The sequence below is a fragment of the Streptomyces sp. NPDC002619 genome, assembly GCF_042889305.1.
Classification (GTDB): Bacteria; Actinomycetota; Actinomycetes; order Streptomycetales; family Streptomycetaceae; genus Streptomyces.
On sequence record NZ_JBIAQV010000035.1, the window covers coordinates 50637 to 75548 of the forward strand.

Here is a 24912-nt window from a genome sequence, read left to right on the forward strand (position 1 = left end):
CCGCAGCCTGTCACCGCTTGGACGGCAGTACGCTCCCAGCGATGGGGGTGCTCACCTCCGCGAACTGGCCACTGCCTTGTTCGGCGAGGCGTACGAGGCGTACCAGCTGGGTGTCCTGCGCGGCCTGGTCACCACGTTCCACGGCACTGCGCAGGGCGTCGCGGGCGTCCAGGATCTCCTTGCGGAGGATCGTCGGGTAGGCGTCCTGTTCGGCGAAGCGGATGGTGAGGATCGAGGTGCGGACGGCGCGGTCGAGTCCGGTCCACAGCTCCTCGGCCCGCTCCGTGGCGGCCCGCATCGCGTCGGCGTCCATGGCCCTGCGTGCGTCCATGACCGCCTCCGCCGCTTTCCGCAGGTCCTCCAGGAGCGGCGGTGGCAGCAGTCCGCGTCCGCCCCGTGCGGCGACTGTCGCCCTGGCGGAGGCACTTCGGGCCTGTACGCACAGCTCCAGGGTGTCGCGGGCCGAGTCCAGCAGGCCATCCAGGGAACGGCCCACAGGCTCCCCCTTGCTGAGGGCCTCCAGGTCAGTCAGGACCTCGGTGAGGGCGTCACGCTCGGCGGGGGTGACCTCCTGGTCCCACGTGTGCAGGAAGTCGTCGTAGCGGGCGTGGAGTTCGGCCGCCTTCCGGCCGACGGCGGTGGAGACCATGCTGCGCCGCAGTCGGGCACCGCGCCAGTCGCCGGAGCCGATGCGGTACTTCAGTTCGATGGTCCGGTCGGCGTCGAGCCGTACCTGGAGGTCGAGTGGTACGTCTCCTCGGAGTCCATCGGTGCGCTCGTCGACGAAGCCGCCGCAGAACTCGTTGCGCTGCGCCGAGCCCAGGTGTGCCCCCTCCCAGACCTGGAACCGCACGGGTCTGCCGTTGCTGCCGCGCACCACAAGGTCATCCACCCGGCGCCATTCAGTCGGGTAGGGCGTACCGCCGGGGAAGAGTAGCTCCACGGTGCCGTCCTCGAGCTCGAGTCCGAGGTGCTGCGACGTGACCTGTTCGGCGGGGGCGGTGCCGAAGTCATCGCCGCAGAACGAGCAGGCGCTGAGACCGGTGGCGTTGACCATCCTGCACCCGGGGCACTTCAGGCCGCCCGCGTCCAGCGGCGCGTCGCAGTCGAGGCACACGGTAGCGGAGGCGGGGTTGTCGGCCCGGCCGCACTCTGGGCACTCCACGCGGGTGGCCACCGGAGCGGTCGCGCGCAGTCCGGACAGGTCTGCGCTGCACACGGGACAGGTGGCAGTGGGCTCGGGGGCGGGGACGTGGCAGACCGGGCAGTCCATGGTGGCCGTGCCGAGCAGCGAGGTGGCACAGTCCGGGCAGGCGTCGGCGGTGACGGGAATGCCCTCGGAGGTACAGGTCTCGGCGGGGCAGTCGAGGGTGCTGAGGAGACCGGCCTCCACGGCGGCGCCGTGCGCGACGGCCATCATGGGATCCACCGTGTGCGCCACCGTCTCCTCACCGAAGAGGTCCGCCAGTTCGCGCCGGACGGCCGGGATATGGGTGGAGCCGCCGACGAGCAGGACGTGCTGGACGTCCTCCGGCAGCGCCTCGCCTTCCTTCAGCACCGACTCGACCGTCTCCCGCATCCGGCGCAGGTGCGCGGTGAGGAGCCCCTCGAAGACCGTGCGCCGCACCGCCCCGGACCAGGATCCGCCCTGGCAGCCGAGCGGAGCGAGGGTCACCTCGGAGACGTCCCGCGCGGACAGTTCGATCTTCGCGCGCTCGCCGGCGGCCCGGATCCGGGAGGCGTCTCCTTCGCCGCCGTGGTCGCGTCCGGCGAGCTGCTCGCGCAGGTGCTCGTCGAGTAGTGCGTCGAAGTCGGCGCCGCCGAGGAGGTTGTCTCCGCCCAGTTCGCTCACCGAGAAATAACCCGGACCGATCGTCAGCAGCGACACGTCGAAGGTGCCGCCGCCCAGGTCGAAGACGAGCACGGTGGCGTAGTCCTTGGTGCCGTTCTCGCCAGCCCTGACGCCGAAGGCGTGCGCGGCGGCGGTCGGTTCCGCCACGATCCGCGCCACGTGGAAACCGGCCAGTCGTCCCGCCTCACGCACCGCGTGGATCTGTGGCTCGGCGAAGTACGCTGGCACGGTGATCACCGCACGCCGGAACGGCACCCCCGCGGTACTCTCTGCATCCTCCTTCAGCCGGCGCAGCAGGACGGCGGAGACCTGCACGGGGGAGAGGTAGTGCTCGCCGAGCCGGATCTCCACTGAGCTGTCGGCGCTCGCCCGGACGGGCGGCGCGTCGCGCGGCCGTGCCTTGAGCGCCTGCTGCACGAGTTCGTCGTCCCAGCGCCGCCCGATCAGCCGCTTGACCTCAGTGATCACGGAAGTGGGATCAGCGACACGCCAGTTGAGGGCTTCGTGCCCGACCAGCAGGGCACCCCGGGAGTCGAGCCCGACGGCTGAGGGGGTGGCCTGATCCCCGTGCCGGTTGGGCAGGACGACGGGGACGCCGTCGTGCAGCCAGGCCGTGACGGAGTTGGTGGTGCCGAGGTCGATGCCGAGAGTCCGGTGCATGGAAGGTTGCTTCCTGATCGTCGTGGGGCGTCGGACGTAAGGACGGGGGAGGTGCGGTGGCCGCCGGGTCAGCCGCGACGGGAGCGGCGTCTCCGCCCGGCCGAGGGCTTGCGCGGGAGCTTCCGCTGGGAGCGGGTGGTGCGCCGTGGCTGCGTCCGCCCGCCGCCTGCGGGGGGTACCTCGGACACCGCCGGATCCGGGCCGTCCTCGGCTGCCGGAGTCGGCTCGGATTCCGGTGCGGGGCCCGGCACCGCGATGACCACCTGTGCGGGGCGCAGGATGGACGCGCCCAGGCGGAAGCCGCTGACTACCTCCCTCAGGACCGTGCCGGCCGGGGCGGAGGCATGGGCTTCCGTGCCGACGACGCGCATCTCCGCCGGATCGACGGCCCTGCCCGCCGCGTCCATCGGGCTGACGTCGTGCCGGGCGAACTCACCGCGCAGCATCAGGTGTGCCGCGTCGATCTGCTCGCTCAGCGCGACGGCGGCCGAGGTCGCCTCGCGGGCGGATCGCGCCTCGTGTAGGCAGCCGGCCCGGCGGCGCGTGTCGGCGAGCAGGTCGTCCAGCAGCAGCAGGGAGCTCAGCAGAGTGCGCAGCCGTGTCTCGGCCTCGTCACGTTTGCGGGACAGCGCCTCGACCCGGCGCCGCAGTTTGTCGAGTTCGGACGGCGGACCGGTGGGAGCGGTCGGGGCGGGACCGTTCACGGAAGTTCCTCGGAGTTGTGGCGGGGCAGGGGCGGGGAGAGCATTTCGGCGACGAGGGCGGCGACGGCACCGCGGGAGGCATGGTCGGCCCGGCGGATGCGCTCCTGCCTGACCGGATCCTGCCGGGCCGCGGTGAGGGCCTGCCCCACCTGTCTGCGGAGGACCGGGGGCCGGGTACCCGGCGGGCTGTCGGGGACGAGTTCGTGGAGCGTGGGGCCGAACCAGGGAATCGGGGGTGCTTCGGCGCCCCCGGCGCCCGAGGCGGGCTTGTCGACGTTCAAAAAAGAGTGTCCTGTCCGAAGTCGTGGTGGTGGCGTGGGCGGATCCGGGGAGCGGGGCCGAACAGCAGTCCCTGATCCGGCAGTTCGGCACCGATCTGTTTCGCACACGCGCGGTCGCGCCGCGCTCCGCCGAGGTCGCCTTCCTTCTCGCGGGTCTGGGCGCGGCGCAGGTAGGCGGCTTGCACGGTCTGGTCGAAGCGGGCACTGACACCGGTTCGCATCAAGTCGCGCAGGAACAGCTCGATGACGTCCGACGGGGACGCCGTGGCCTCGAGGTGCTCGGCGAGGTCGAGCACCGCCGCCTCGTATGTCTCCCTGACGTGGTCACGGGCCGGGCCCGCGATGCCGATGGCCGTGTTCAGCAGGTCGACGCTGCGTTCCCGTCCGGCGCGAGTGCCTTCGGCTCCGGAGAACCCGGCCTCGTCGACCAGGAGGTCGACGAGCACGCTGCTGACGAGTTCCTCTCCGTGCGGGCCCTGGCCGCCGTCGTACTGGATCACGCGGCGCACGGCGGACCGAGCCGCTGCCATGTGCCCGCTGGACGCGGCGGCCACGGCCCACTCGGCATTACGATCTCTCAGCCACCTCCGGGCCGGTGCACAGTCCGGATCGCGCCGCAGCAGAGCCCGTACCGCCTCTGCGTGGATCTTCTTCTGAGGCTGCGCCCCGTCGAGCGCCCGGCGCAGGTCCCCTCTCAGATGGTCGTCGAGGCCGGACCTGGCGTCCCGGTCACCGGGCGACACGACCAGGGCCCGCGCGAAGCGGTTCCTGCTCTGCCGAGGGTCGCTGTCGAAGACCCTGCGGCCCTGCCGCACCAGCTCGGCGGTCAGCTCGGCTGCCAGCGAGCCGTCCCCGGGCAGCAGCGCGTGGGCCAGCTCCAGGCCCTGGATACGGGTGACGGGGGAGTAGTCGCGCCCGGTGCGGCTCCGCCCGACGTTGTTCCCCGCGTGGAGTACGGCCGCCCGGTCCTCGGTGCCGAGGGTGTGGCCGAGCCGCGCCGCCGTGCCGAAGTCCGCGAGCGCCCCGCTCCACTCTCCGGCCCGCACCTGGTTCCGGCCCCGTTCCGCGAGGGCCTGGGCGAGAGGGCCGGCGCACGCACGGTGGTCGGGCGAGTCCGCGGCCCAGGTGGCGGGGTCGGGGTGGCGTGCGGTGAAGGCGTCGAGGAGGGCCTCGCCGCGGTCGTGCGTCACGAGATGATGGGCGGCCTCTCCGAGCGGGATCAGGCCGTCGGGCCCGGCGTCCGAGAGGAGGACCGCAAGGACGGCACGCTCGGCCTCCCAGGCCGTCTCCCAGGCGGCGAGGGCGTCCCGGCCGCCCCGGACGTCCAGCGCGTGCAGCAGGTCGGTGATGCGTCCGAGCAGATGGCGTCGGGCCCCTTCCCAGAGATCGTCGGGCACGGGAGCGCCGCGCCGCTCGGTGAGGAGCGCGCGGAAGTCGCCCGGGTCGCCCTCGTCCAGGAGATGCGCCCACAACACGATCGCGAGCGCCGCGGTGCCGAAGTCGGTGCGCCGCCCACTCTCTTCACCCAGTCTGCGGAGGGCGCTCACCGCGAGGGCGTGCACGACCCCCGTCGCCGCCAGGTCCAGCTGAGTGTCCGGACACCGCCGAACAGCCTCCGGCCAGTTTCCGACCCGGGCGGCCAGGGCTGCGCGGAGGATGGCGTACCGTACCGCCACGTCCTCGGCTTCGGGTGTGCCGAACTCGTCTTGGACGCGGCGCAGAAGGGGCCTTACGACGGCGAACCTGCCGTACAGGAAAGCATGTTCAGCATCATTCAGCAGGAGGTCAACCGCGACGGCTCGGCCGGGTTCACCGGTGACGTCGACGCTCACTCGCCCGTTGCCCCCTGATCCCCCAAGTGTCAAAAGCCACCGTAGATAAGCCTGTTGGCGGTGTCAACGCGCTTTTGGCGTGCTGGCTGGCCCTGGCGTGACGTCCACCGCTCTGGCCGGCACGACCGCCGCCGGTCGCTCAAAGCCCGCATCGGGACCCCTACGTCCCGCATCGGGAGTTGATGCAAGATGGCATGGTGTCAAGTCTTCGCAGCGACCCTCGCACCTCCGCTGCCGCCCGCGGCAGCGGCTGGGTGGGCAACTCGCCCCAGGCCGAACGGTTACTGACGCATCTGGCGTCCGGTGAACGGGTCGAGCTGCTGTTCACCACCCTCCGGTTCCACGGCGCACTGACCCGTCGGCGACTCCTCCTGTGGCGGGGCACCTTCAAGGTGGAACACGTGGAACTGCGCCGCCCGCTCACCGTCCTGGGGAGTGGGAGTCAGTCCCGGTTTGGCGAGGCGGTCGTGCTCGACGGCCCCGAAGGCGCGATAGAGCTCAAGGCCCTTTCCGCGGCCGTGGCCCGTGCTTTGGTCGCCGCCGGCCGGCAGGGCGATGGCAGCGCCCCGGCTGATCCTCCGCACGTCGCGCAGGGCCGTCGCGGTGCCTCGGAGACGCCCGGCGCACACCGGGGGGCCCGCCGGGCGTCCACACCTCCGCGTGCGGAAGAAAGCGCCGGCTCACAGGAGAGGGGGTACCACGCGAGAACCATCCGCACATGGCAGGACGCCGAATTCGCCGCCGTCGACCACATGCGCAGCCTCGGCTTCACCGACGCGCGGGTGACGGGTGCCGGCGCGGACGGGGGTGTCGACGTGATCGCCCGGGACGCCATTGCGCAGGTGAAGTACTACAGCCAGCCGATCGGTGTCGGCCCCGTCCGAGAACTGCGAGGAGTGGCGGACTCGCACCACCACCTGCTGTTCTACGCGTCCGGCGGCTATACGGCCAGTGCCCGGCAGTTCGCCGACGAGAAAAAGGTCGCGCTCTTCTCGATCCAGGAGCTCGGGCACATCACTCCACTGAACGCGGTAGCGGCTCGCCTGTCCGCTCGCCCGGGCCCGACGCGCGCCCAGGCGCCGAACCCACGCGCGACTCAGCGTGCCGCCGAGCTGGAAGCCCAGCGGCAGACCGTGCTCCGCCTGATCACTCGCGTCCGTGCGCACACGAGTGAGGTCCACGCGCTGCCGTCCAACCGGTACACCAAGGAACTCATCAAGGCACTGAAAGCGGCGCACAAGCTGATCGAGCGGGCGGACTCCCTCCTGGCCATGTCCCGGACGGACTTCCAGACCCACGGTGGGCGGAAGCGGCTCATCGCCATGGCCGACGAGAAGGCCCGCGAAGCAGCCCTCAAACTGGGAATGCGTGCCTGACGGGCCAGGCACGCACCTCATGAGGCGCGGCATCGGCGCTCCCGCCGACGTGATCACGCGCCGGTGTCGATCAGCTCGGCCCGGACGGTCTTGCCGCTGGGTGGAAAGGGAAGCGTCTCCCAATGGTCGGCGACCGCAGCGACGATCGAGAGGCCGTACCCGTCGGGGTGGAGCGCGTTGCCGGGTGCGGCGCTCGTGGGGCGATCCTGCGGCCACCTGTCCCCACGCGCGTCGGTGACGTCGATGCGTAGGCGGCCGGGCGCGGCGTCGAACACGAGGGTCAGGCGAAAGCTGCGACCGGGCAGGTGGCCGTGGAGTACCGCGTTGGCTGCAAGCTCCGCAACGACGATCTCGGTACGCTCCGTGAGGTCCTGCGGGGTGCCCCGGGATCGCAGCTGGCTCACGCAGAGCAGTCGGGCGAGCCGGGCGCCGCGCCGCGTGGACGACAGTAGCTGAGTGAAGGTGACTGGTGCGGTGGCGAGTTGGGGAGTGGGTTGCCTCATGGCGCCAGCGTGACGGTCGGGTGTGACTGAATGCGAGCGCCGCACCCCGTACGCGGAGTGATCGTACGGGCACATGGAGTGGACAGTACGCTCACCCGGCCGTCACGCTGAGTGCTGCACGTGTGCGGGCCCGAGGGGCTGGAGAGAGGGGCGGCGGATGGACATCGTCGAAGCGGAGGCGGCCGAGGGCGTCGGCGCTCGGACGGTTCCGGCGGGGGAGGGGGAGCGGGAACCTCATCCATCTGACAGTCTGCGTACGTTCGGCGCGGTCGTCCAGGCGTTACGCGAGCACGCGGGGCTCAGTCGGGGAGATCTTGCCGCTGTCGTCCAGTACTCCAAGCACACGGTGGAGTCGGTGGAGTTGGGGCGCCGGATGCCGGATGAGGCGTTCGTGGAGCGTGCTGAGGAGGCAACCGGCAACACCGGGGCGCTGCGCAGGGCCGCTCGTCATCTCAGCCGGGGTGAGGTGGGACTTGCGGCGTAGTTCCGGCGGTGGGCACGGTTGGAGCGGGAGGCGGTGAGTCTGTGCACGTACGAGTGCCGGCTCGTGCCGGGGTTGTTGCAGTCGGAGGCGTATGCGAGGGCGGTGTTCGACAACAGCATCCCGTTGCTGACCGATGAGCAGACGGAGGCGCAGCTCACCGCGCGGATGGAGCGGCAGCGGATGGTGCGGGAACGGCCGACCGTGCCGTTCAGCTTCATCGTGGAGGAGTCGGTGTTCCGGCGCAGGCTGGGTGGGGTGCATGTGCAGGCGAGCGTGCTGGATCATGTGCTTGCGCTCACCGCGCCGCGCAATGTGACACTCCAAGCGGTGCCGCTGGAGTTGGAGTTTCACAGCTGCCTGGACGGGCCGGTCCAGTTGCTGGAGACTCCAGACGGGCGGCGACTCGGGTACTCCGAGGGGCAACAGAACGGACGGCTGATCTCCGGCCCGAAAGAGGTGAGTCTGCTCTGCCGCCGCTATGAAACACTGCGCTCGCAGTCCCTGAACCCCAAGGAATCCAGGGACCTGTTGGAGCGACTGCGAGGAGAGCTATGAGCAGCGGTACGACAGAACTCGCCTGGTTCAAGTCCAGCTACAGCGGCACGCAGGGCGACAGCTGTGTGGAGATCGCGATCGCCGAACAGGCTGTTCATGTATGGGACTCCAAGGACCTGGCCCGGCCGCCCTTCGCCGTGGGCCGCGAGGGCTGGGCCCCCTTCGTGAGGTTCGTGTCGGGCGCCTCGGGGGCGTAACCGAGCGAGGCACGGTTGATGAACCGGTCGCCGAGGTCGGGCGTCGACTTCGGCGCGGCCTTCTGTGGTGTGGGCTTCGCGGCAGACTTCTTGCCGCTCGCCCGCGCCGCTGGAGTCGTCTTCGTCTTCGCCTTTGTGGCGCTCTTGGCTGCCGGTGTGCCGCGCGCCTCGAACTTCTTCCGCAGCTGAGTGAGCTGCTCGCGTTCCTGGACCGTCTGGTCGGCGGGCAGGGCGTTGATCAGAGCCCGCGCGCGGCTGAGCGTGTAACGCGCTTGAGCCCAGCGCTTGGCGTTGATCGCCGTGCGTATCAGCCCGAGAGACTGCTGCAACGCCTTGACCTTCGCCGCCTGCCGCCGGGGCATCGGGAACTCGGCCCCGCTGCCCCGGCGTTGCCCGGCGGCACGCGTGCCCCAGTCCGCGCCCGACGTCAGGACGACGGCCGAGCGCGGGTTGCTGGTCTGGCTTCGGCGTACCACAGGAGTGTTGGCTCCTTGGATGAGGGGCGGGATCAGTCGTGGCGGGGGCCCTGGCCGGGGGGCGGGGTGAGGGTGGAGCGGTAGGTGCCGGACTCGCCCTCGGTGAGCGGGTTCTCCAGCGTCAGGCCGGCGGCAGCCATCCGGTCGTACTCGGCGAGGATCAGGTTCTTGGTGCGGTACTCGCCGTACGCCTTGATGTCGTTGTCGCGGGTGACGTTGAAGGTGTCCAAGATGTAGGCGGTGTCATCGCGGGTGATGCCGTAGAGGTGGAAGAAGAGGGCGTCCAGTTCGGCGCGGATGACGGCACGGCGGTCGGGGTCCCAGCGGAAGGGGTTTCCGGTGTCGCCGAGGTCGCGAGCGAAGGGGGTCATGTCGTGGGAGGTGTACGTGAGTTCGAGGAGGCGGGGGGTGATGAAGGGGGCGTGGGCGGCGAGCGTGTCGGGGGTCGGGACTGGCAGCTGGTGCACGTAGCCGTAGGTGAGATGGGTGCCGCCGATCTTCTGGCGGACGGCGTAGTCGCAGGCCATGGAGGAGAACACGGCGCTGAGGAGTGGCGCGTGCGCGGTGGCGGCGGGGAATGCCAGCGGGAAGGGGTGCCCGAAGCCGTGGGCAGGGGCGACGGAGCAGATCATCGTGCGTTCGTCGCTGGCGCGGCAGATGTCGCGCCAGCCCATCACCCAGTCCCGATCCCAACCCTTGGCTGTCAGTCGGCTGCGGACACCCGGTGCCTTGATCTCCTGGCCGGACTTGTCGAACTCGCCGGTAGGGGTGTCCTGTTCAGAGACCCAGTAGCGGGGTAGCGGGACGGCCGCTGGGTCCTGGTGCTGTTCCATGGTAAAGCGGGGAAGGGTGCCGACGGCGAGCTGCTTCTCGGTTGCGTTCTCGTACGTCGAGAAGCGGTGGTCGTAGTGGTGAAGCATCTTCGCCTCGTACAGCGGGAGCATGCGCGCTCCAGCCTTGACGAAGGTGCTACCTTCTAGGCGCCAGCCATCGTCGATAAGGTCTTCACGGGTGCGGAACTTGTCCGAGTCCGTGTTCATCATGATCATGAGCTGGAACTTCACGCCCCACGGGTTGCCGTCCGTAGCGCCTTCCTTGAGTAGCACCGGGACGCGTCGGTAGATGCCCAGTGTGATCTCCATGTCGCGGCGGGAGCGGAAGACGGGGCAGGTGCCGGTGTTCGGGTTGAGGATCTGGATGTCGCGGCCGGTCAGGGTGTAGGCGCGGCTGGTGATGTGCTCAACCTGACGGACCCGGAAGGCAATAGAGATCGGGGTTTCGGTGGAGCCGGAGCCAGCCATACAGAACAGGGCGAAGTTCACGCTGTGATGGACGCCAGGGAAGATCTTCTCCTCGTTCTCGAAGCCATACAGCGCGACCAGATGGCCCTGGGTGACCAGGTCCTTGAAGAAGTATTGGTTGAAGGAGTCCGTGGCGATGCCCGAGGGCACAATCTGACCGCTACGCCCTTGAGTGGCCATGGCGGTGCGAGCGTGTTCCGCGAAGAGTGAGTACGTATTGAGTCGCCCAAAGGCTGTCAGCGGGAACCGCCCAGAGGTGTGCGCGAAATGCTTGAACCCGTCGTTCTTGCGCTGTTCCTCCTTGAAACTTGCGTACAGCTCGGGGGCCTCTGTGGCCAGCAGGTTGATCTTCTTGTTGCGGACCGTCATGTTCGCTGCTTCAGCGATGTCCACTCGCGTTGCTGCGAAGAACTCACGTGCGTCTACCTGAACTTGATCCCACGGAGGGTTGCCCACCACTGCGTCGAAGCCGCCTGCCCAGCCCGTCCCCCGCTGAACCCCGTCGCCCGACTCCGGAACGGAGAAGACCTCCGGAAACTCCAGATGCCAGTGGAAGAAGCTGTACTGATCCCGCAGCCGCAGAATCTCCTCGTGGGTGACATCCGGCACCGCAGACTGGTCACGACCACGCAGCGCCCGGAACACCTGGTCGGTAGGTGCCTCCGGCGCACCCTCATGCTTAGGCCACACAAACGCGGCGCACCACGCGTCGGCGGCATGCAGGTCGTGCACATACGCGGCCGACTCCGAGTAGGCGCGGTACGCAGACTCCTGTGCCCGCACCTGCTTCAGGGAATCCGCGGGGGCAGCGGTGATGCGGGAGAGCTCGGCGGCGTAGCGCTCGTTCCCCGGCAGGGGCTCCGCGTCGAACAGCAGCTCATCCTGGCCGCCCCGCTGGGCCTTGTTGCGCTTGACGAGCCCGGCCGCGTACTTCCGGTCGTCGCCCTCGATTGGCTTGAAGGCGTCGTCCGGAACACCCTCCGCCAGCAGCTTCGGCGTCGCGCCGATCAAGCCGTTCCCGCGCTTGACATGAGCGTCCAGGAAGCTGAGCGGCTTGCCCGGCTCCATGGCTTCGATCCACAGGGAGACCTTGGCCAGCTCCACGGCCATCGGGTTTAGGTCGACGCCGTAGATGCAACGCGCGACGACCTCGTGCAACGCGTGACGCATGGCGTCGACCGTCGGCTCCGGGTTGCGCTCACGCACGGACGCCACGCGCTTGGCGATGCGGCGGGCCGAGGCAACAAGGAAGTGGCCTGACCCACAAGCGGGGTCACAGACCGTCAGAGACAGCAGCTCGTCGACGATGTCGTCGGCCGGGTCGGGACGGCCGGCCTCGGTGGCCCGCTGTTCGCCACGCTTGACGGCGTCGTCTATGACCGGGTCGAGCGTCGTGTCCAGCAGGCACTCGATCAGCGAGGACGGGGTGTAGTAACTCCCTGTCGTCTTACGGCTGTTGCCCGCCACCTCGATCAGCTCGAAGGACCGGTCCGTCGCGGAGTGCTTCGGCTCCAGCTCCAGCAGGGACTCGTACACCGAGCCCAGTTCCTCGGCGTCCAGGTGGCGGTAGTCGACGGCGCGCCAGCGGCGGGCGCCGGGGTCGCGGACCTGGGCGAGGTGACGTACGGCGGCGAGCAGCGACTCGTTGGACAACTTCAGACCGTCCAGAGGCGCGTCGGCCTCCTTGTGGGTGAACAGACCACCGAGGCCGGGCAGGCCTAGCTCGGGGCGGCCGCCCTCGGTGCCGAGGGCGTCGAGGACGATACGCAGGGCCTCGTACTGGTCACCGTGAGCGGTGCCCTGACGGCGGCGGGCACGCTCACGCAACCGGGCCGAGGAGAAGTACCGTTCGTACGCCTCCCGTTGCCGCTCGTCGGCGTCCGGGGCGAGGAGGGCCTCGCGGTCCTCGGCGACGAAGACGAACAGCAGGCGGTACACCAGACGCAGCAAAGCGTCCCGAAGCGCCTTCGGGTCGGTGTTCTCACGCAGGCGGGCGTTGTCCGGGTGGCGCAGGAAGCCGGTGCCGAGCACGGTCAGGGCGTTCTGAACGCCAAGGCGCAGCTGGTCCAGGGCGCGGGCGCCGGAGGTGACGGCCTCGGTGCGCCACTTCTCCAGCCAGCACCCCGAGGCCGCCGCCCCCTCCGCCACCGCGAACCGCGACGCGTGCAGCAAGCTGTACAGCAGCACGAACTCGCTGAACAGCTCGCCGTCGAAGATGGCTTCCAGGTCGAAGTCGACGTAGGCCGCGGTGGAGAAGGACGAGGAGTCGCGCAGCAGGCGCAGACGGCGGCCGTTGGTGAGGACGGCCCACAGGTGGGCCTCGGTGCGGTTGAGGCAGTCCTGGAGCATGGACTGCGCGGGGACCTGGCCGGGGGCCGGGCGCTTGTCCAGCTCCTGGTTCCAGGGGATCTGGTGGATGAGCGCCGGGCCGTGGCGGTGGGACACCGGGAAGCGCTTCTCCGGGTCGGAGTCGGCCGGGATGCCCGCCGCGCCAATCTCGGTCAGCGCGCCGAAGTCCAGCTTGCGGAAGAGCTGGGCGAGCCAGTCGGTACCGGCCCGGCCGGTGGGGTCGGCGGCGGGGGCGCCGGTCACCGGGTCGGAGGGCAGGGCCGTGCGCAGGTCGCGCCAGAGCGGCTTGAGGTACTCCCAGGCGCGCTCGGCCTCGTCGCGTACGGGTACCGAGGCGGGCAGGCCGTAGTCGGCGGACTTGGTGCCGGGCAGGTTCCGCGCCTCGGCGATGCGCAGCAGCATGTCGGCGGGGAGCAGGCCGCCGACCGTGGTGACGGCGGTGAAGGCCAGGGCGGTGCGCGTGGCGGCGGACATCAGGCTTCGGCTCCGGTGACGGTGGAAACGGGCTGCTGCGGCAGGTAGACGTACACGCCGAGTACGTCGGCGGGCTCCTGCGGGACGACCTTCAGGCCACGGACGATCTCCTCGTTGGCCTTGCGCACACGGCGGTGCGAGGCGTCGAGTTCGGCGGCCAGGCGCGTGCCGTACTCGGTGAGGTGCGCGGACAGGTCCGGCAGACCGTCCAGGGCGCGGGTGATCTGGTTGCGGGCGAGCTGCTCGTGGGTGTTGGCACTGGCCCGCGCGGACAGGAGCGCGGCGGCCGTGTCGTCGTCCAGCCAGCGGGCGCGCGACGGCATCCCCTCGTAGGCGAGCAGACGGGCGTCCTCGGCCACCACCTGCCGCTCGCCCGTGCGGGACGGCAGGGTGAGGTGGAAGCGGTAGCGGACCAGAAGGAGCGTCGTGCGGATGCCGACCGCGTCCGTGGTGACCACACCACAGCGGCGGGCCGGGCGCGGGCCCGGGGTGTTCGCGTCGAGCGCCGAGTCCAGGACGTACGAGGCGATGGCGCCGATCGCCGGGTCGGTGCGGACCAGCGCGCCCTCACCGCGGGCGATCGCCGGTGTCGTACGGAACGGGATCTCCCGGTCCTCCTCGATCAGCCGTCCGCCGAGGGTGGCGGCGAGCGCGTCCCGCAGGCCGGCGGGGGCGCCGCCGGCCTGCGCGGTGAAGTCGCCGCTGCCATCGCGTGGGTCGCGGACCAGGGCGTCCAGGTCACGCAGCGCCTCCAGGGCGAAACCGCGCACCTCGTCGGCGCCGCCGAGCGCGGCCCGTACGGCGGCGACCTCGCGGGCCACCTCCTCCGGGTGGATGGCGCGCTGGGCGTACTTGGAACGGGAGGTCTTCTCCCGCTCGGCGGCCGAGTTCCACTCGCGCTCGATACGGTCGAACGACTCCTGGTGGCCGTCCAGGTCGAACAGGCTCTCCTGGCTGCCCTGCCGTCCGTGCAGCAGCAGCCACTCCACCACGGCGTCGGTGACGCCGGACGCGGTCTCGTCGGGGACGGAGACGGAGATGCCCAGGTCCTTCTTGATCTGCCGGTGCTTCTGGAACAGCACCTCCAGGACCTTGCCGTCGATACCGTTGTCCTCGCCGAACATCGTGATGACCCGGACCTGGTCGCGCTTCTGGCCGTAGCGGTCGACGCGGCCCTCGCGCTGGTCGTGGCGGGTCGGGTTCCAGGCCAGGTCGTAGTGGACGACGGCGTCGAAGTGGTGCTGGAGGTTGACGCCCTCGGAGAGGCAGTCGGTGGCGATCAGAACGCGGCGCACGGCCGGGTCGCCGTCCTCGGCGGACTCGGCGGCGAGCTGCTCGATGCGCTCCAGACGCTGCTGAGGGGAAAGCGTGCCGGTCACCGCGGCGATCTTCGCCTTCTTGCCGAGCTTGCCCTCGAGCTGCTCGGCGAGGTACTCGGCGGTGGGGATGTAGCGGCAGAAGACGATCGGGTGGTAGCCCTCGGCGATCAGCTTCTTCAGGTGCCCGGTGAGCGCCTTCAGCTTCGCGTCCTCGGCCGGTCCCACCAACTGCGCCGCCCGCTGGGCCAGATCGAGCAGCCGGGCGCCCGCGTCCTCCGTCTCGGCGGCTCCCGGCGCGACGTCCATGCCCTCCAGTCGGTCGTTGTCCGCGGAGTCGGAGGCCACCGGGGCGCCCAGCACGTCCGCCTCGTGCGCGGTGCGGGCCGTGGCGGACTCGGAGCGCGTCTTCAGGGTCTGCACGGCGGCCGCCGGCGAGGAGACCATCGAGCGCAGCAGCGCGATCACCGACCACCAGGCGATACGGGCCTCCCGCTTGCCCTGCTCGCCTGCCCGCTCGACGCGGTCGCGGGCGTAGGCGATGGCGTCGTCGAGCAGCGCTCGGTAGGCGGGGGTGAGCCGGTACTTCTCGTCCTTCGTCCAGCGGTCGGACGGGAAGGCGGTCCGCTCGGCCAGGGAGTCGTCGGCGAGGCCGTCCTCCTTGGTGAGATATTCGCGCACGTCGGCGCGCTTGCGGGCGACGAAGTGCTCCGCCAGCTTCGCCCGGCCCGCTGCCGACTCCAGGTCGAGGTGCGCCAGTTCGGGCCGCACCAGGCCGAGCAGATTGCGGAACGCGGACTCCTTGCCGGAGTGCGGGGTCGCGGTCAGCAGCAGCAGGTGCCGGTCGGCGTCGGCGGAGACCCTGCGCAGCAGCTCGTAGCGGAGCTGGTTCGAGGCCGACGACGCGGCACCCTGCGCGGCGTCGTCGGCGGCCACGCACGTGTGGGCCTCGTCGACGATCACCAGGTCCGGGCAGTGCCGTACGAAGTCCTCGCGGTGCCGGGTCGACTTGATGAAGTCCGTCGAGATGATCGTGAACGGGTGCTTGTCGAACAGGGACTGGCCCAACTCCAGACCGCGCTCCAGGCGCGACACCGTGGAGGCCAGGACCAGTTCGGCGTCGATGCCGAACTTCTCCCGCAGCTCAGACTGCCACTGCTCGGCCAGCGCCGGGGAGCACAACACGGCCAGCCGGGTCGCCTCGCCCTGAGCCAGGAGCTCCTTGGCGATCAGACCCGCCTCAACCGTCTTGCCGATACCGACGTCGTCCGAGACCAGCAGCCGCACGGTGCGCTGCCGCAACGCCATCAGCAGCGGCACCAGCTGGTAGGCCCGGGGTTCCACGGCGATCGACGCCAGGGAACGGAACGGGCCCGCACCCGACCGGAACCCGATCCGCAGCGCCGTACGCAGCAAGCCAGCGGCACGCTGGTCACCCAGGTCGGCCGAGCTCGGCGCCGCGAACTCGGCGGGACGCACGTCCTCGAACGTGGGGAAGACGGCCGCGATGTCGTCCTCGCTCCCGCCCAGCGGGCGCAGCACCAGCATGTCGGAGGCGCTCTCGGGCAGCACCACCCATTCCCGGCCGCGCGCGGCGACCAGCGAGCCGGCTGTGTACGTGAGGCTCATGAGCTGTCTCAGTTCCTAGAGATCGGGAGTGGGTGAGCGATCAACGGAGGTGGAAGTAGGCGGCGTTGTTATCCGCGATGGTGTCCCAGTCCGCGTCCGTCGGGAAGCGCAGGACGTCCCAGCCAGCGTCCTCCAGGCGATAGCCGGCCTCGATGTCGCGGGTGGAGTCGGCCGGGTGGCCGGGGGCGTCGACGAACACGGCGAGATTGGCACCTTCCAGGCGGAAGACGAGGTCGGGGCACGCCCCCGCCTCTGAGACCAAGGTGTTGACCTCGTCCGGCAGCCGGTAGCCCTTCGCCCTGAGCCAGCCGAGCAGATCGCCGGCCGCGACGAGGGCCGTCAGATCCGCCTCCACCGGGGTCGGTGAGGACGCCGGGGCGGTGTCGGGCGCGGCGTCCTCGCTTCTGACCGCCGGGGCAAGCCTGCGGAACCGTTCACTGCGGGACTCGCCGCGGTCCTCCCGCTCGGTACGGGCCTCGGCCAGCCGCACCAGCAGCGGGCGGGCGGCGTGCCGGCTCAGCTGTCGGTGGTGCGTCTGGTTGGCGTAGGTCAGCAGACAGGCATAGCAGCCGCGGGCGCACTTCTCGCCGTCCGCCGGTCCGCCCTCGTCCTCGCCGGACTCCGGGTCGAAGTGGCATATCTCCAGGGCTGTCTTCGCGGCCTTGGCGAGGGCGTCCATGTCGTGCTGGATGCGGCGCAGCACACCGGCGCCGCCCTCGGCGGCCTCCGTGAACAGCATGCGGCGGCGCGGACCGTCGTCCGGCGGCAGCAGTTCCGCGGTTAGCTCGGAGTCCTCCAGCTCGAACGCCGCTTCGATGCCCCGCTCCAGCGCATACAGGAACGACAGGGCCACCGGCTCGGGCAGCGGCTCCTCCAGGGTGACGACAAGGATGTTGCGGCGGTCCTCCACGAACGGCAGGACCCGCTTCTTGCGGCGCTTCTCGTTGCCGTCCTCGTCGACCACCGGCATGCCGGTGCCCTCGATGGCGTCCGCGGCGGCCCGGTCGTTGAGCCAGCGGCCGTCGCCCAGGTCCAGCCAGTAGCCGTCCGGCTCGTTCTCCTTGTCGCGGACGCGGCCGAGATTGGTGATCCGTACCGTCGCCGAGTCGCCGTAGTCCAGGTCGAGGACGGGCGCGCCGTCGGCGTCGCCGACATGCGAGGTGAGGCGTCCCTTGCGGGCGCCGTGGTCCTGGAACGCGTACGAGGTCTCCAGGCGGAAACCGGCCCGGCGGCGCTCCTCCTCGTCGGAGGAGATCCGCTCGCGCGGTGTGGTGTACACGGTGTGCAGGTGGAGCAGACCGGTGCGCTTGCCGTGCAGCTGCTCCCCGCACATGTCGCACTTGTCGGCGCCGGGCCTGACGACGTAGTGGTAGCCGCAGCCGTCGCAGCGCCGGGCCTCCGCCGTCGCCAGCTCGCCCGAGGCGTCCGGTGGCAGCTGCACCCGGGTGACCTGGTAGCGGGCGCCCTCGTGGTAGATGAGCGCGCCCGGACCGAACTCGCGGATCGCGAGGAACCGGGGACGCTGGAGGTAATCGCCGTCGGCGTTGCGGCGGTTGCCGGAACGCGGGATGTACGCGGCCAGCGGCAGCCGCGGGAAGCTGTAGCCGGGCAGGAACCCCTCGGACGCCAGATAGCGGTACGGATTGAAGTCGCTCATCACCGACTTGCTGTCGACGGAGCGGTTGAGCAGCAGGTTCGTCTGCGTCTCCGCCTCCCGGCGGCGGCTGCGTGCCCGGCTCTGCTCGCCCTGCGAGAGGGTGTGGTCGACGACGCGCTTGTTCTGCTCGTACTGGTCGATGACAGCCGCCCGGAACAGGTCGCGCCACCGGTCGAAGGCGGCGTCGAACTCCGTCGGGGCCCGCTCGATCCGGTCCTCGATCCACTCGTCGTACCACCAGGTGGTCGCCTCGAAGTCCCTGATCAGCGGGGCGAGAACGGTACGGGCGGTGTCGGCCGCGCGTCTGCGGGCGTCCTCGTCCAGGGACCGGTTGAGGAACTCGGAACGCAGCGGCAGCGGCATCAGCGGATCGGGGCGGTCGTCGCCTTCGGGGTCGTAGGCGACGTCGATGACCTCCGGGATCGCGGTGCCGAGCTTCATGTCGGCCTCCGCCAGCCAGATGCCCTGGAGGTGGGAGCGGACCAGATCCTCGTTGGCCAGGTCCAGACGCGGCGGGGCCACCTGCCCCGACACCATGTCCTGGGAGCGGCGGAAGTAGTACTGGTCGTGGCTGTTGCCCGTCGCGCAGTACGTGGTCACCAGCGCGGGCTGACCGGAACGGCCCGCCCGGCCCGAGCGCTGCGCGTAGTTCGCGGGGGTCGGCGGCACATTGCGCATCAGCACGGCGTTGAGCGAGGAGATGTCCACGCCCAGCTCCATCGTCGGCGAGCAGTACAGCAGGGGCAGGTCGGCGTCCCGGAACTGCCGCTCGCGCTCCAGCCGGTCCTCCGGGGTGACCTGCGCGGTGTGTTCACGGGCGTACAGGCCGGCCAGCTCGGCGGCCGCGGTCCGGTACAGGTCGCGGAAGAAGGGGTTGACGCGCGGGCCCTCGCCGCTGCTGTAGGTGCGCGCCAGCGGGTCGACCGCGCCCCGTTCACCGTTTCCGGCGCGCCAGATCAGCGCGGCGGCCGGCACCCGGTAACCGGTGCGCTTCTGAGCCGCGCGGCGGCGGTAGGCCGGGCCGGAGTGCTCGGGGGCGGTCTCCACCTCGCGCACCAGTTGCTTGTCGCGCAGCACCTTCAACAGGTCCTCGATGACGGTCTGCACATCGTCCAGAGGGAGGTCGCGCAGTTCGGGCATGTTCCGCCGCAGGTACTTGCCGAACTTGCCGCGGGCCGACAGGAACTGCGCGGAGCGCTCCATACCGGGCCGTGAACCGTAGGGGTAGGCGGTTCCGACGGTCGGCCGGTCGCTCTCGCCCAGCACCCACGGCCCGGTGAGGCGCTCCTCGCTCGCCCGCTGAAGGGTGTCGAAGTCGTCGCGGAAGTACTGCACGTCGATGGCGAGGGCCCGCCGCATGAAGTCGAGCAGCGTACGACCGATCTCCTCGCGCAGCGCCGGGTCGGCGTCGCGCAGCACGGCGTGTGCGGACTGCCAGCACTCGGGATGGGCGGCGATCCAGTCCAGATCCTCGTAGTCGATCCGCAGCAGCCCCGTCTGCTCCAGGTTCGGCATGGTGATGCGCCAGCCGCGCTCCAGGTCGCGGTAGAGGCGGTATCCGACGACGTCCCGGAAGGCCTTCGTGGCCCGGCGCTCCATGGACGGAGCCAGGTCCGCGCCGGCCGCGTACTCGCGGGGCGCGAGGCCCATCACCTCGGTGACGGCCTCGGCGAGGTCGTCGTGGCGCAGCCCCTCCTCACCCGCCCGCACCGCGGCCTGGTACAGGGCGCCGCGCAACTGGGTCACCTGGGCGAAGTCGTTGAAGTGCCCGGCCTGCAGCGAGGCGTCCTGCCGGTTGTCGACGAAGGTGAGAAGTTTGCGCGCCTCCTTGCCCAGGCTCTCCTCCGGTACCGCGCGCAGGGACTTAACGATCGACGCGGAGATCAGCGAGGTCGCCGAGGAACGCCCCTCCTGGTCCAGGGTGGCCAGCTTGGCGAAGTCCCGGCCGCGGGTCTGCTCGTAGGAGACCTGGCAGTGCACGCAGAACAGGAACGGCGCCGGGACGAACGCCGCGACCAGCCCCTCGCCCGACTCGTTGCCGTGGGCGTCCACGACCACACGCTTGGGCACTCGGGGCTTGTAGGACTTCTTGACGACCGTCACGCCCTGCGCGTCCGGCTCCAGCCACGACTCCGGCAACCGCCGGTCGTCCACGGCCTTCTGCGGATCCGCCGGCCACTCGTAGTCCTCCCCGGGCATGCCCAGGTACAGATAGCCCTCACCCTGGCGGCCCCCGGAGGCGGAGGTGTCCCGACGCGGCTCGTACCGGAACGCGCCGCCGTCCTCGGTGCGCCAGACGGTCAGGTACTCCTGGCCGCACTCACGGCAGAACGCCAGCGGGAACAGCGGCTTGCCGTCGCTGTCCGGCTGCTCCAGCTGGTAGGTGCGAGTGAGCGGCCGGGTGAGCGGATCCTCGAGCGTCGTGTAGACGGTGTCGCCCTTGGAGAGGAACTGGTGCAGCCGGAACGCGAACAGCGGCCGCTCCGTCACCGGATGCTTGGCCTGCGCACCCGCCTCCAGGGTGGTCCGGATCGCCTCGCGCACGCTCTCCTCGGCCACACCGGACGCGGCGGCCAGCTCCTCCGCCGCCTTCTCGACCGTGCCCGGGGCGCAGCGCCGCAGCGGCCCCGTATCTTCCTCGCGTTCCAGACCGAACCGGGACTCCACCCAGCGGGCCAGCGGGTCCTTCGTCAGCGCGTCGTACGAGCGGGGCGCCGCCGGCACCCGAAGCCGCTCGGCGGGTACGGTCTCGGGCGCCTCGTCGGTCGCCCGGACCAGGGTCTCGCCGATGACCCGCTTCGGCAGCACCGTCGTACCGAACAGCCGGCCGGCGACCTTGGCCACCTCCCGCTGCTGGTCCTCCCACGAACCCTCGGTGGACATGGTCGCCGAAGTGCCGATGCACTGGAGGCTCGCGGAGGCACGGCAGGCCTCACGGACCCGGCGGATCAGGAACGCCACGTCCGCACCCTGCCGGCCCCGGTAGGTGTGCAGCTCGTCGAAGACGAGGAACTGCAGCCCCTCGGCCATGCGGATCAGGCTGGTCCGGTCGTCCGGCCGGGTCAGCATCAGCTCCAGCATCACGTAGTTGGTCAGCAGGATGTCCGGAGGGTCCTTGCGTAGCTTCCGACGATCCTCGTCGGACTCCTGGCCGGTGTAGCGGGCGAAGGTGACCGGCTCCCGGCCCTTCCCGAAACCGTGGCGCAGGTACTTCTGCAGCTCCCCGAGCTGTGAGTTGGCCAGCGCGTTCATCGGGTAGACGACGATCGCGCGTACCCGGCCCCCCGCGTCCGGTCCCGCCGCCTGACGCTCCTTCAGTACGCGGTCCACGATCGGGACGATGTACGACAGCGACTTGCCGGAACCGGTGCCGGTGGTGAGCACATAGGAGTCGCCCGCCTGCGCGGCCTCGATCGCCTGCCGCTGGTGGAGGTGGAAGGTCAGCGGCCGGCCGTCCGGGCGCAGCGAGGTCTCCTTCTTGCGGGCCTGGAAGATCTCCGCGCACTTGGGGTGCAGCATTCCGTCCCGTACGAGGTCGGTGACCTGGCCGCCGTCGGCGAAGAAGGGGTTGAGCGACAGCCATGGGTCGGGCCACTGCGACTTTGCCGCCAGGTCGTCTTCGACGAAGCCGGCGATGCGGGCGTCCCGGATCACTGTCGCGCTCTTGGTGAAGCTCTCGTACTCGCCGATCAGGTCGGCATGGATGCCGAAGACGTCCATAGCCTCGGGCAGGCGCGGCTCCTTGCGTGGCACGGCCGCGGGCGCGGGCGGGGTTGGTTCGGGGAGCAGGGCACGCAGTCGCGCCACCGGGTCCATCACCTGCCAGTGCGGAGCCAGCAGGGCGGCCGTGTCGTCCGGCGCGAACGCGAGCGGGATCAGTGCCTCACGGACCAGGGCGGCGTTGTCGGGCCGCAGTTCGGCGTCCTTCTCTAGGAGACGGTCCACCAGCCGGACCAGCTCGGCGGGCAGGTCCGGGCGCACCAGGGTCAGCCGCGGCGGCCGCTCGTGCTGGTGCTGTTCGGAGAGCTCGAAAGGGGTCCTGGCGGAGAACGGCGGCCTTCCGATCAGTAGCTCGTACAGGATGCAGCCGAGCGCGTAGAGGTCGGCCGGGGCGGAGACCCGTTCGGCGCGGAACTGCTCGGGTGCCATGTAGCGGGCCGTACCGACGCTGACGCCGGTGCTGGTCAGTCGTGTCTGGTCGGGATCATCGACGATCGAGCCCATCCCGAAGTCGAGGACCTTGACGGTGCCGTCCCGGGTCAGCATCACATTGGCCGGCTTCAGATCGCGGTGGACGACGCCGGCAGTGTGCGCGGCGGCGAGACCAGCGGCGATTTGGGCTCCAATAGCGGCGACCCAGGAGACCGGGAGCTGAGGCTCCTCGTCGATGAGGTCTGCGAGCGGATGACCGTCCAGCAACTCCATGGCCAGATAGGGCAGGCCGCTGCCGCCCGGCGTCCGGTCCACGCCACCGTCGATCAGCAGGGCGAGGTTCGGGTGGCCCTGGGAGAGCATGCGCATGATCCGCACTTCGCGGCGGAAGCGGTCGATCTCCTTGCCGGACCCCGAGGTGTCAACCGAGACTCCGGTCCGGCTGCGCAGCACGGTCTTGACCGCGACTTCTCGGTGCGGGGAGTCCGGGGCGGCCCGGAGGTCTTCGGCCCGGTGTACCTCGCCCATGTTCCCGCGCCCTACGATCCCCGTGATCCGGAACCGTCCGTCGACCGTCTCCAGGCCCACTGGCCCTCCCCCCCGTTTCACCCGTCGCCTGAAAGGTGGGTACTCCCGCAGGGAGCGTATACCTTCACCTGTTGATGAGGATCCCATCTCTATGTTGACGTTGTCAACAGAATGTTGTTGGTCGGCGAGTGACAGTGCGCTGCGGCGGCAGATCGTAGGTCGTCAGGCGTCATGTCTTGTTGGATGGTGATGCTGCTGGTCAGCGGTGTGTGTGGGTGAGGTAGATGCGGAGCGGGTCGTGGACGGCGGGGACCAGGCGGGTCAGGTTGAGGCGGCGGGCGATGAGGGTGAGGGCGTCGTGGGTGTCGTGGTGTTGCCGGCTTGGCAGGGTGGCGAGTGCGCGGGCGAGGGCGACGGTTTCGGGGTAGGTGACCAGGTCGCGGGTCAGTAGGGCGGGGGAGGCGCTGCTCCCGGTGGCGAGGTGGGTGGGGGTTGGTTGCGCAGAGCTGGGTCAGGCGGGTGTTCCAGCGGTGGGTGAGGTGTTGCTGGTGGTCGTACCAGCGGGTGGTGATGGCGCGCGCTGTGGTCCAGGCGGTGCTGGCGCGGGGGTGCCGTAGGAGGCGTTGGTGGTCGTGGTGGACGGCGGCGCATGCATGGTGGAACAAGGCGCGTGGTGCGCACATCACTCGATCGGCCGGTGGGCCGCCTGCGCGTACGGAGCGGGCCAGGTGGGCCTCACGGGCGGACGGCGGCGACTCTGTCGCTACCGGAACAAGCTGTGTGCTCGGCAGGCCGCTTAGCGGAATGAACTTGCCGCTGTCAAATCCGAAACGTCCGTGCCTGAGGCAGTTTTATACTTCGGAGCCTGCAGTAACACCTGCTGGTCCACGCTATAGGGGGTGCGGTCAGTGTCGACCCAGGACTTGCGGGAGCAGGTCCAGCAGCATCAAGGCCCCGTCCGGGTCTCGGCCACGGATGCGGAGAGCCATCCCGCCCACTGCGGTGTCTTCCCGGCAGCCAAGGTCCGTCGACGGTTCGCCGTCGACGGATGGAAGCGCCGTTACGGCGACGAGCCGTTCATGCTCGGCGTGATCCGGGACATCATCGTGGCGCTCCACCGTGATGCGCGCATCATCACCTGGGAAGGGCTGCAGGAAGCCCTTAACGAGCAGATGGCGCGGCGCTCTGACAACCTCCACCCAGGGCAGAGGAGGTATGTCGCACACGCGGTGGAGCAGTACATGGATGCGCACGACGAACTGGCCGCGCATCACGGAGAGATGCGCTTCCTCGCCCCGGATCCCTCCATCGGCAGCCAGGACCGTGAAGTCACGGTTTGGGGACTCCTGTACACCAGCGCCGACGGAGTCCGCGAGATCCGCCGACTGCGCTTGAAAAGGGCACGCAGCCGTGCCGGGGAACACGACCGCTGGGCGACGGTCGCCGGCTACGTCGCCGCCAGAATGCAGCTGCACTTCCCGCCCACCGGGATCCGAGTCGTCGAAGTCGGCCTGCTGGACGGTTCCACCGAGGTCGTTCTTGAGCACTCGCGCGAGGAGGCTCTGGCTCTCTACGACGCGCACGGACGCCCTGCCATCCAGCAGCTGATAGCGCCCACCCGCTACCAGCCCGGACATTCCTGCCAGAACTGCAAACTGGCGGGGCGCTGTCCGAGTCTGCAAGACCTCACGGACTGCCTGGGCCAGAAACGGCCCGGACCCTCCACCCGCTCGGTCAGCGCCGCCGACCTCGAGCTCTACTCGAAGTGCCCTGCCCGCTGGTACCTCGAGACCCAGTGCCGTCTACGGACCGAGGACAACCCGTCGGAAGCATCCGACCGCGGCCGCGCCATCCACCAATGGCTCGCGCAGGCACACGCGCGCGGCACCCGGTGCACCGATCAGGACGTCGCACCCCCCGACCAGGAGGGAATCTTCACGGGGACCCTTACACCGGACGAGTACACGAAGGCCCGAGAATTCCTCGTCGCGCACGCGCGTTCGTGCCCGTTGGCCGACGGCGCGGAGGTCATCGCCGTGGAGCCTCCGGTCTATGGCTACGACGCGAAGGCGGATGTGATCATCGCTTCCCGACCTGACCTCGTTTGCAGGGACCCGAGTGGAAGAATCGTTGTCCGCGAATCGAAGACGACGACTCAGATGCCCGCAGACCAGAGCGACGCCTTCGACCGCTTCTTCCCGGTCCCGTGGCTGATCAATATCGCCCGGACCGCGAAGGGCGCCTTCGGCGAATCCGACGGGTTCCCCAGAATCGAACTCGAGGTCATCACCCCAGACGAGGCACGCGTGTTCGCCTGGGACGTGGAGCGAGACCAGGACATGGTCCGCATGGCGAAGGCCGAGGTCCGGCAACGGGCAAGCGCCTGGATCCGCGACACCACCTGGTCCCCATCGCCCGGCGCCCAATGCACGTGGTGTCCCGTCCGACGGTGGTGCCCCGACGCGGCGGACATCGACTGTCGCACCGGCGAACAGCCGCAGTCCCACGACGAGCCATGTGCCGGTCTGCCAGCAGGCTCACCCGAGTAACGCCCACGCAGAACACGTGCGCAGCGGGCCAGCTCGC

General features: G+C 70.1%; 11 protein-coding genes and 1 pseudogene. 4 read left to right on the forward strand and 8 right to left on the reverse strand.

Features of this window, described 5'->3' with window-relative positions; genetic code table 11:
- Nucleotides 1-10 precede the first annotated feature (10 nt).
- From ACFYXB_RS35185 to ACFYXB_RS35200, 4 genes are all read right to left on the reverse strand, one after another.
- Nucleotides 11-2512, reverse strand: a complete 2502-nt coding sequence (locus ACFYXB_RS35185) for an Hsp70 family protein (RefSeq protein WP_389589111.1) — start codon at nucleotides 2510-2512, stop codon at nucleotides 11-13.
- A gap of 68 nt (nucleotides 2513-2580) precedes the next feature.
- Nucleotides 2581-3216, reverse strand: a complete 636-nt coding sequence (locus ACFYXB_RS35190; RefSeq protein ID WP_389589112.1) for a nucleotide exchange factor GrpE — start codon at nucleotides 3214-3216, stop codon at nucleotides 2581-2583.
- Nucleotides 3213-3497 carry a hypothetical protein gene (locus tag ACFYXB_RS35195; protein WP_389589113.1) on the reverse strand — a complete coding sequence of 95 codons (285 nt, stop codon included), beginning with the start codon at nucleotides 3495-3497 and terminating at the stop codon, nucleotides 3213-3215. Before ACFYXB_RS35195 ends, ACFYXB_RS35190 begins: the two co-directional genes overlap by 4 nt.
- The gene (locus ACFYXB_RS35200; RefSeq protein ID WP_389589114.1) at nucleotides 3494-5329 is read right to left on the reverse strand and encodes a hypothetical protein; all 1836 of its coding nucleotides are present in this window, start codon (nucleotides 5327-5329) and stop codon (nucleotides 3494-3496) included. Before ACFYXB_RS35200 ends, ACFYXB_RS35195 begins: the two co-directional genes overlap by 4 nt.
- 194 nt (nucleotides 5330-5523) lie before the next feature.
- On the opposite strand from ACFYXB_RS35200, the gene ACFYXB_RS35205 reads away from it, so the two are divergent.
- Nucleotides 5524-6705: a restriction endonuclease gene (locus tag ACFYXB_RS35205; protein WP_389589115.1), complete on the forward strand. Its 1182-nt coding sequence runs from the start codon at nucleotides 5524-5526 to the stop codon at nucleotides 6703-6705.
- A gap of 53 nt (nucleotides 6706-6758) precedes the next feature.
- On the opposite strand, the gene ACFYXB_RS35210 is transcribed toward ACFYXB_RS35205, so the two are convergent.
- On the reverse strand, nucleotides 6759-7208 hold the full coding sequence (locus ACFYXB_RS35210) for an ATP-binding protein (RefSeq protein WP_389589116.1): 450 nt from the start codon (nucleotides 7206-7208) through the stop codon (nucleotides 6759-6761).
- A 157-nt stretch (nucleotides 7209-7365) separates the two neighbouring features.
- Here ACFYXB_RS35210 and ACFYXB_RS35215 point away from each other — a divergent pair.
- Nucleotides 7366-8247, forward strand: a pseudogene (locus ACFYXB_RS35215) (helix-turn-helix domain-containing protein).
- The gene (locus ACFYXB_RS35220; RefSeq protein WP_389589117.1) at nucleotides 8244-8444 is read left to right on the forward strand and encodes a DUF397 domain-containing protein; all 201 of its coding nucleotides are present in this window, start codon (nucleotides 8244-8246) and stop codon (nucleotides 8442-8444) included. The pseudogene ACFYXB_RS35215 and the gene ACFYXB_RS35220 overlap by 4 nt, the downstream one beginning before the upstream one ends.
- Nucleotides 8445-8952: 508 nt before the next feature.
- Here ACFYXB_RS35220 and ACFYXB_RS35225 read toward each other — a convergent pair.
- Genes ACFYXB_RS35225 through ACFYXB_RS35235 form a run of 3 tightly spaced genes read right to left on the reverse strand, consistent with a single transcriptional unit; the run spans nucleotide 8953 to nucleotide 22386 of the window.
- Complete coding sequence (locus ACFYXB_RS35225; protein WP_389589118.1) at nucleotides 8953-13044, reverse strand: Eco57I restriction-modification methylase domain-containing protein; 4092 nt, start codon at nucleotides 13042-13044, stop codon at nucleotides 8953-8955.
- Nucleotides 13044-15989 carry a DEAD/DEAH box helicase gene (locus ACFYXB_RS35230; RefSeq protein WP_389589119.1) on the reverse strand — a complete coding sequence of 982 codons (2946 nt, stop codon included), beginning with the start codon at nucleotides 15987-15989 and terminating at the stop codon, nucleotides 13044-13046. The genes ACFYXB_RS35225 and ACFYXB_RS35230 overlap by 1 nt, the downstream gene beginning before the upstream one ends.
- Before the next feature lie 40 nt (nucleotides 15990-16029).
- Nucleotides 16030-22386 (reverse strand): protein kinase, encoded by a 6357-nt coding sequence (locus tag ACFYXB_RS35235; RefSeq protein WP_389589120.1) that lies wholly within the window; start codon nucleotides 22384-22386, stop codon nucleotides 16030-16032.
- Between the two features lie 848 nt (nucleotides 22387-23234).
- Here ACFYXB_RS35235 and ACFYXB_RS35240 point away from each other — a divergent pair.
- Nucleotides 23235-24875, forward strand: a complete 1641-nt coding sequence (locus ACFYXB_RS35240) for a PD-(D/E)XK nuclease family protein (protein ID WP_389589121.1) — start codon at nucleotides 23235-23237, stop codon at nucleotides 24873-24875.
- Nucleotides 24876-24912 lie beyond the last annotated feature (37 nt).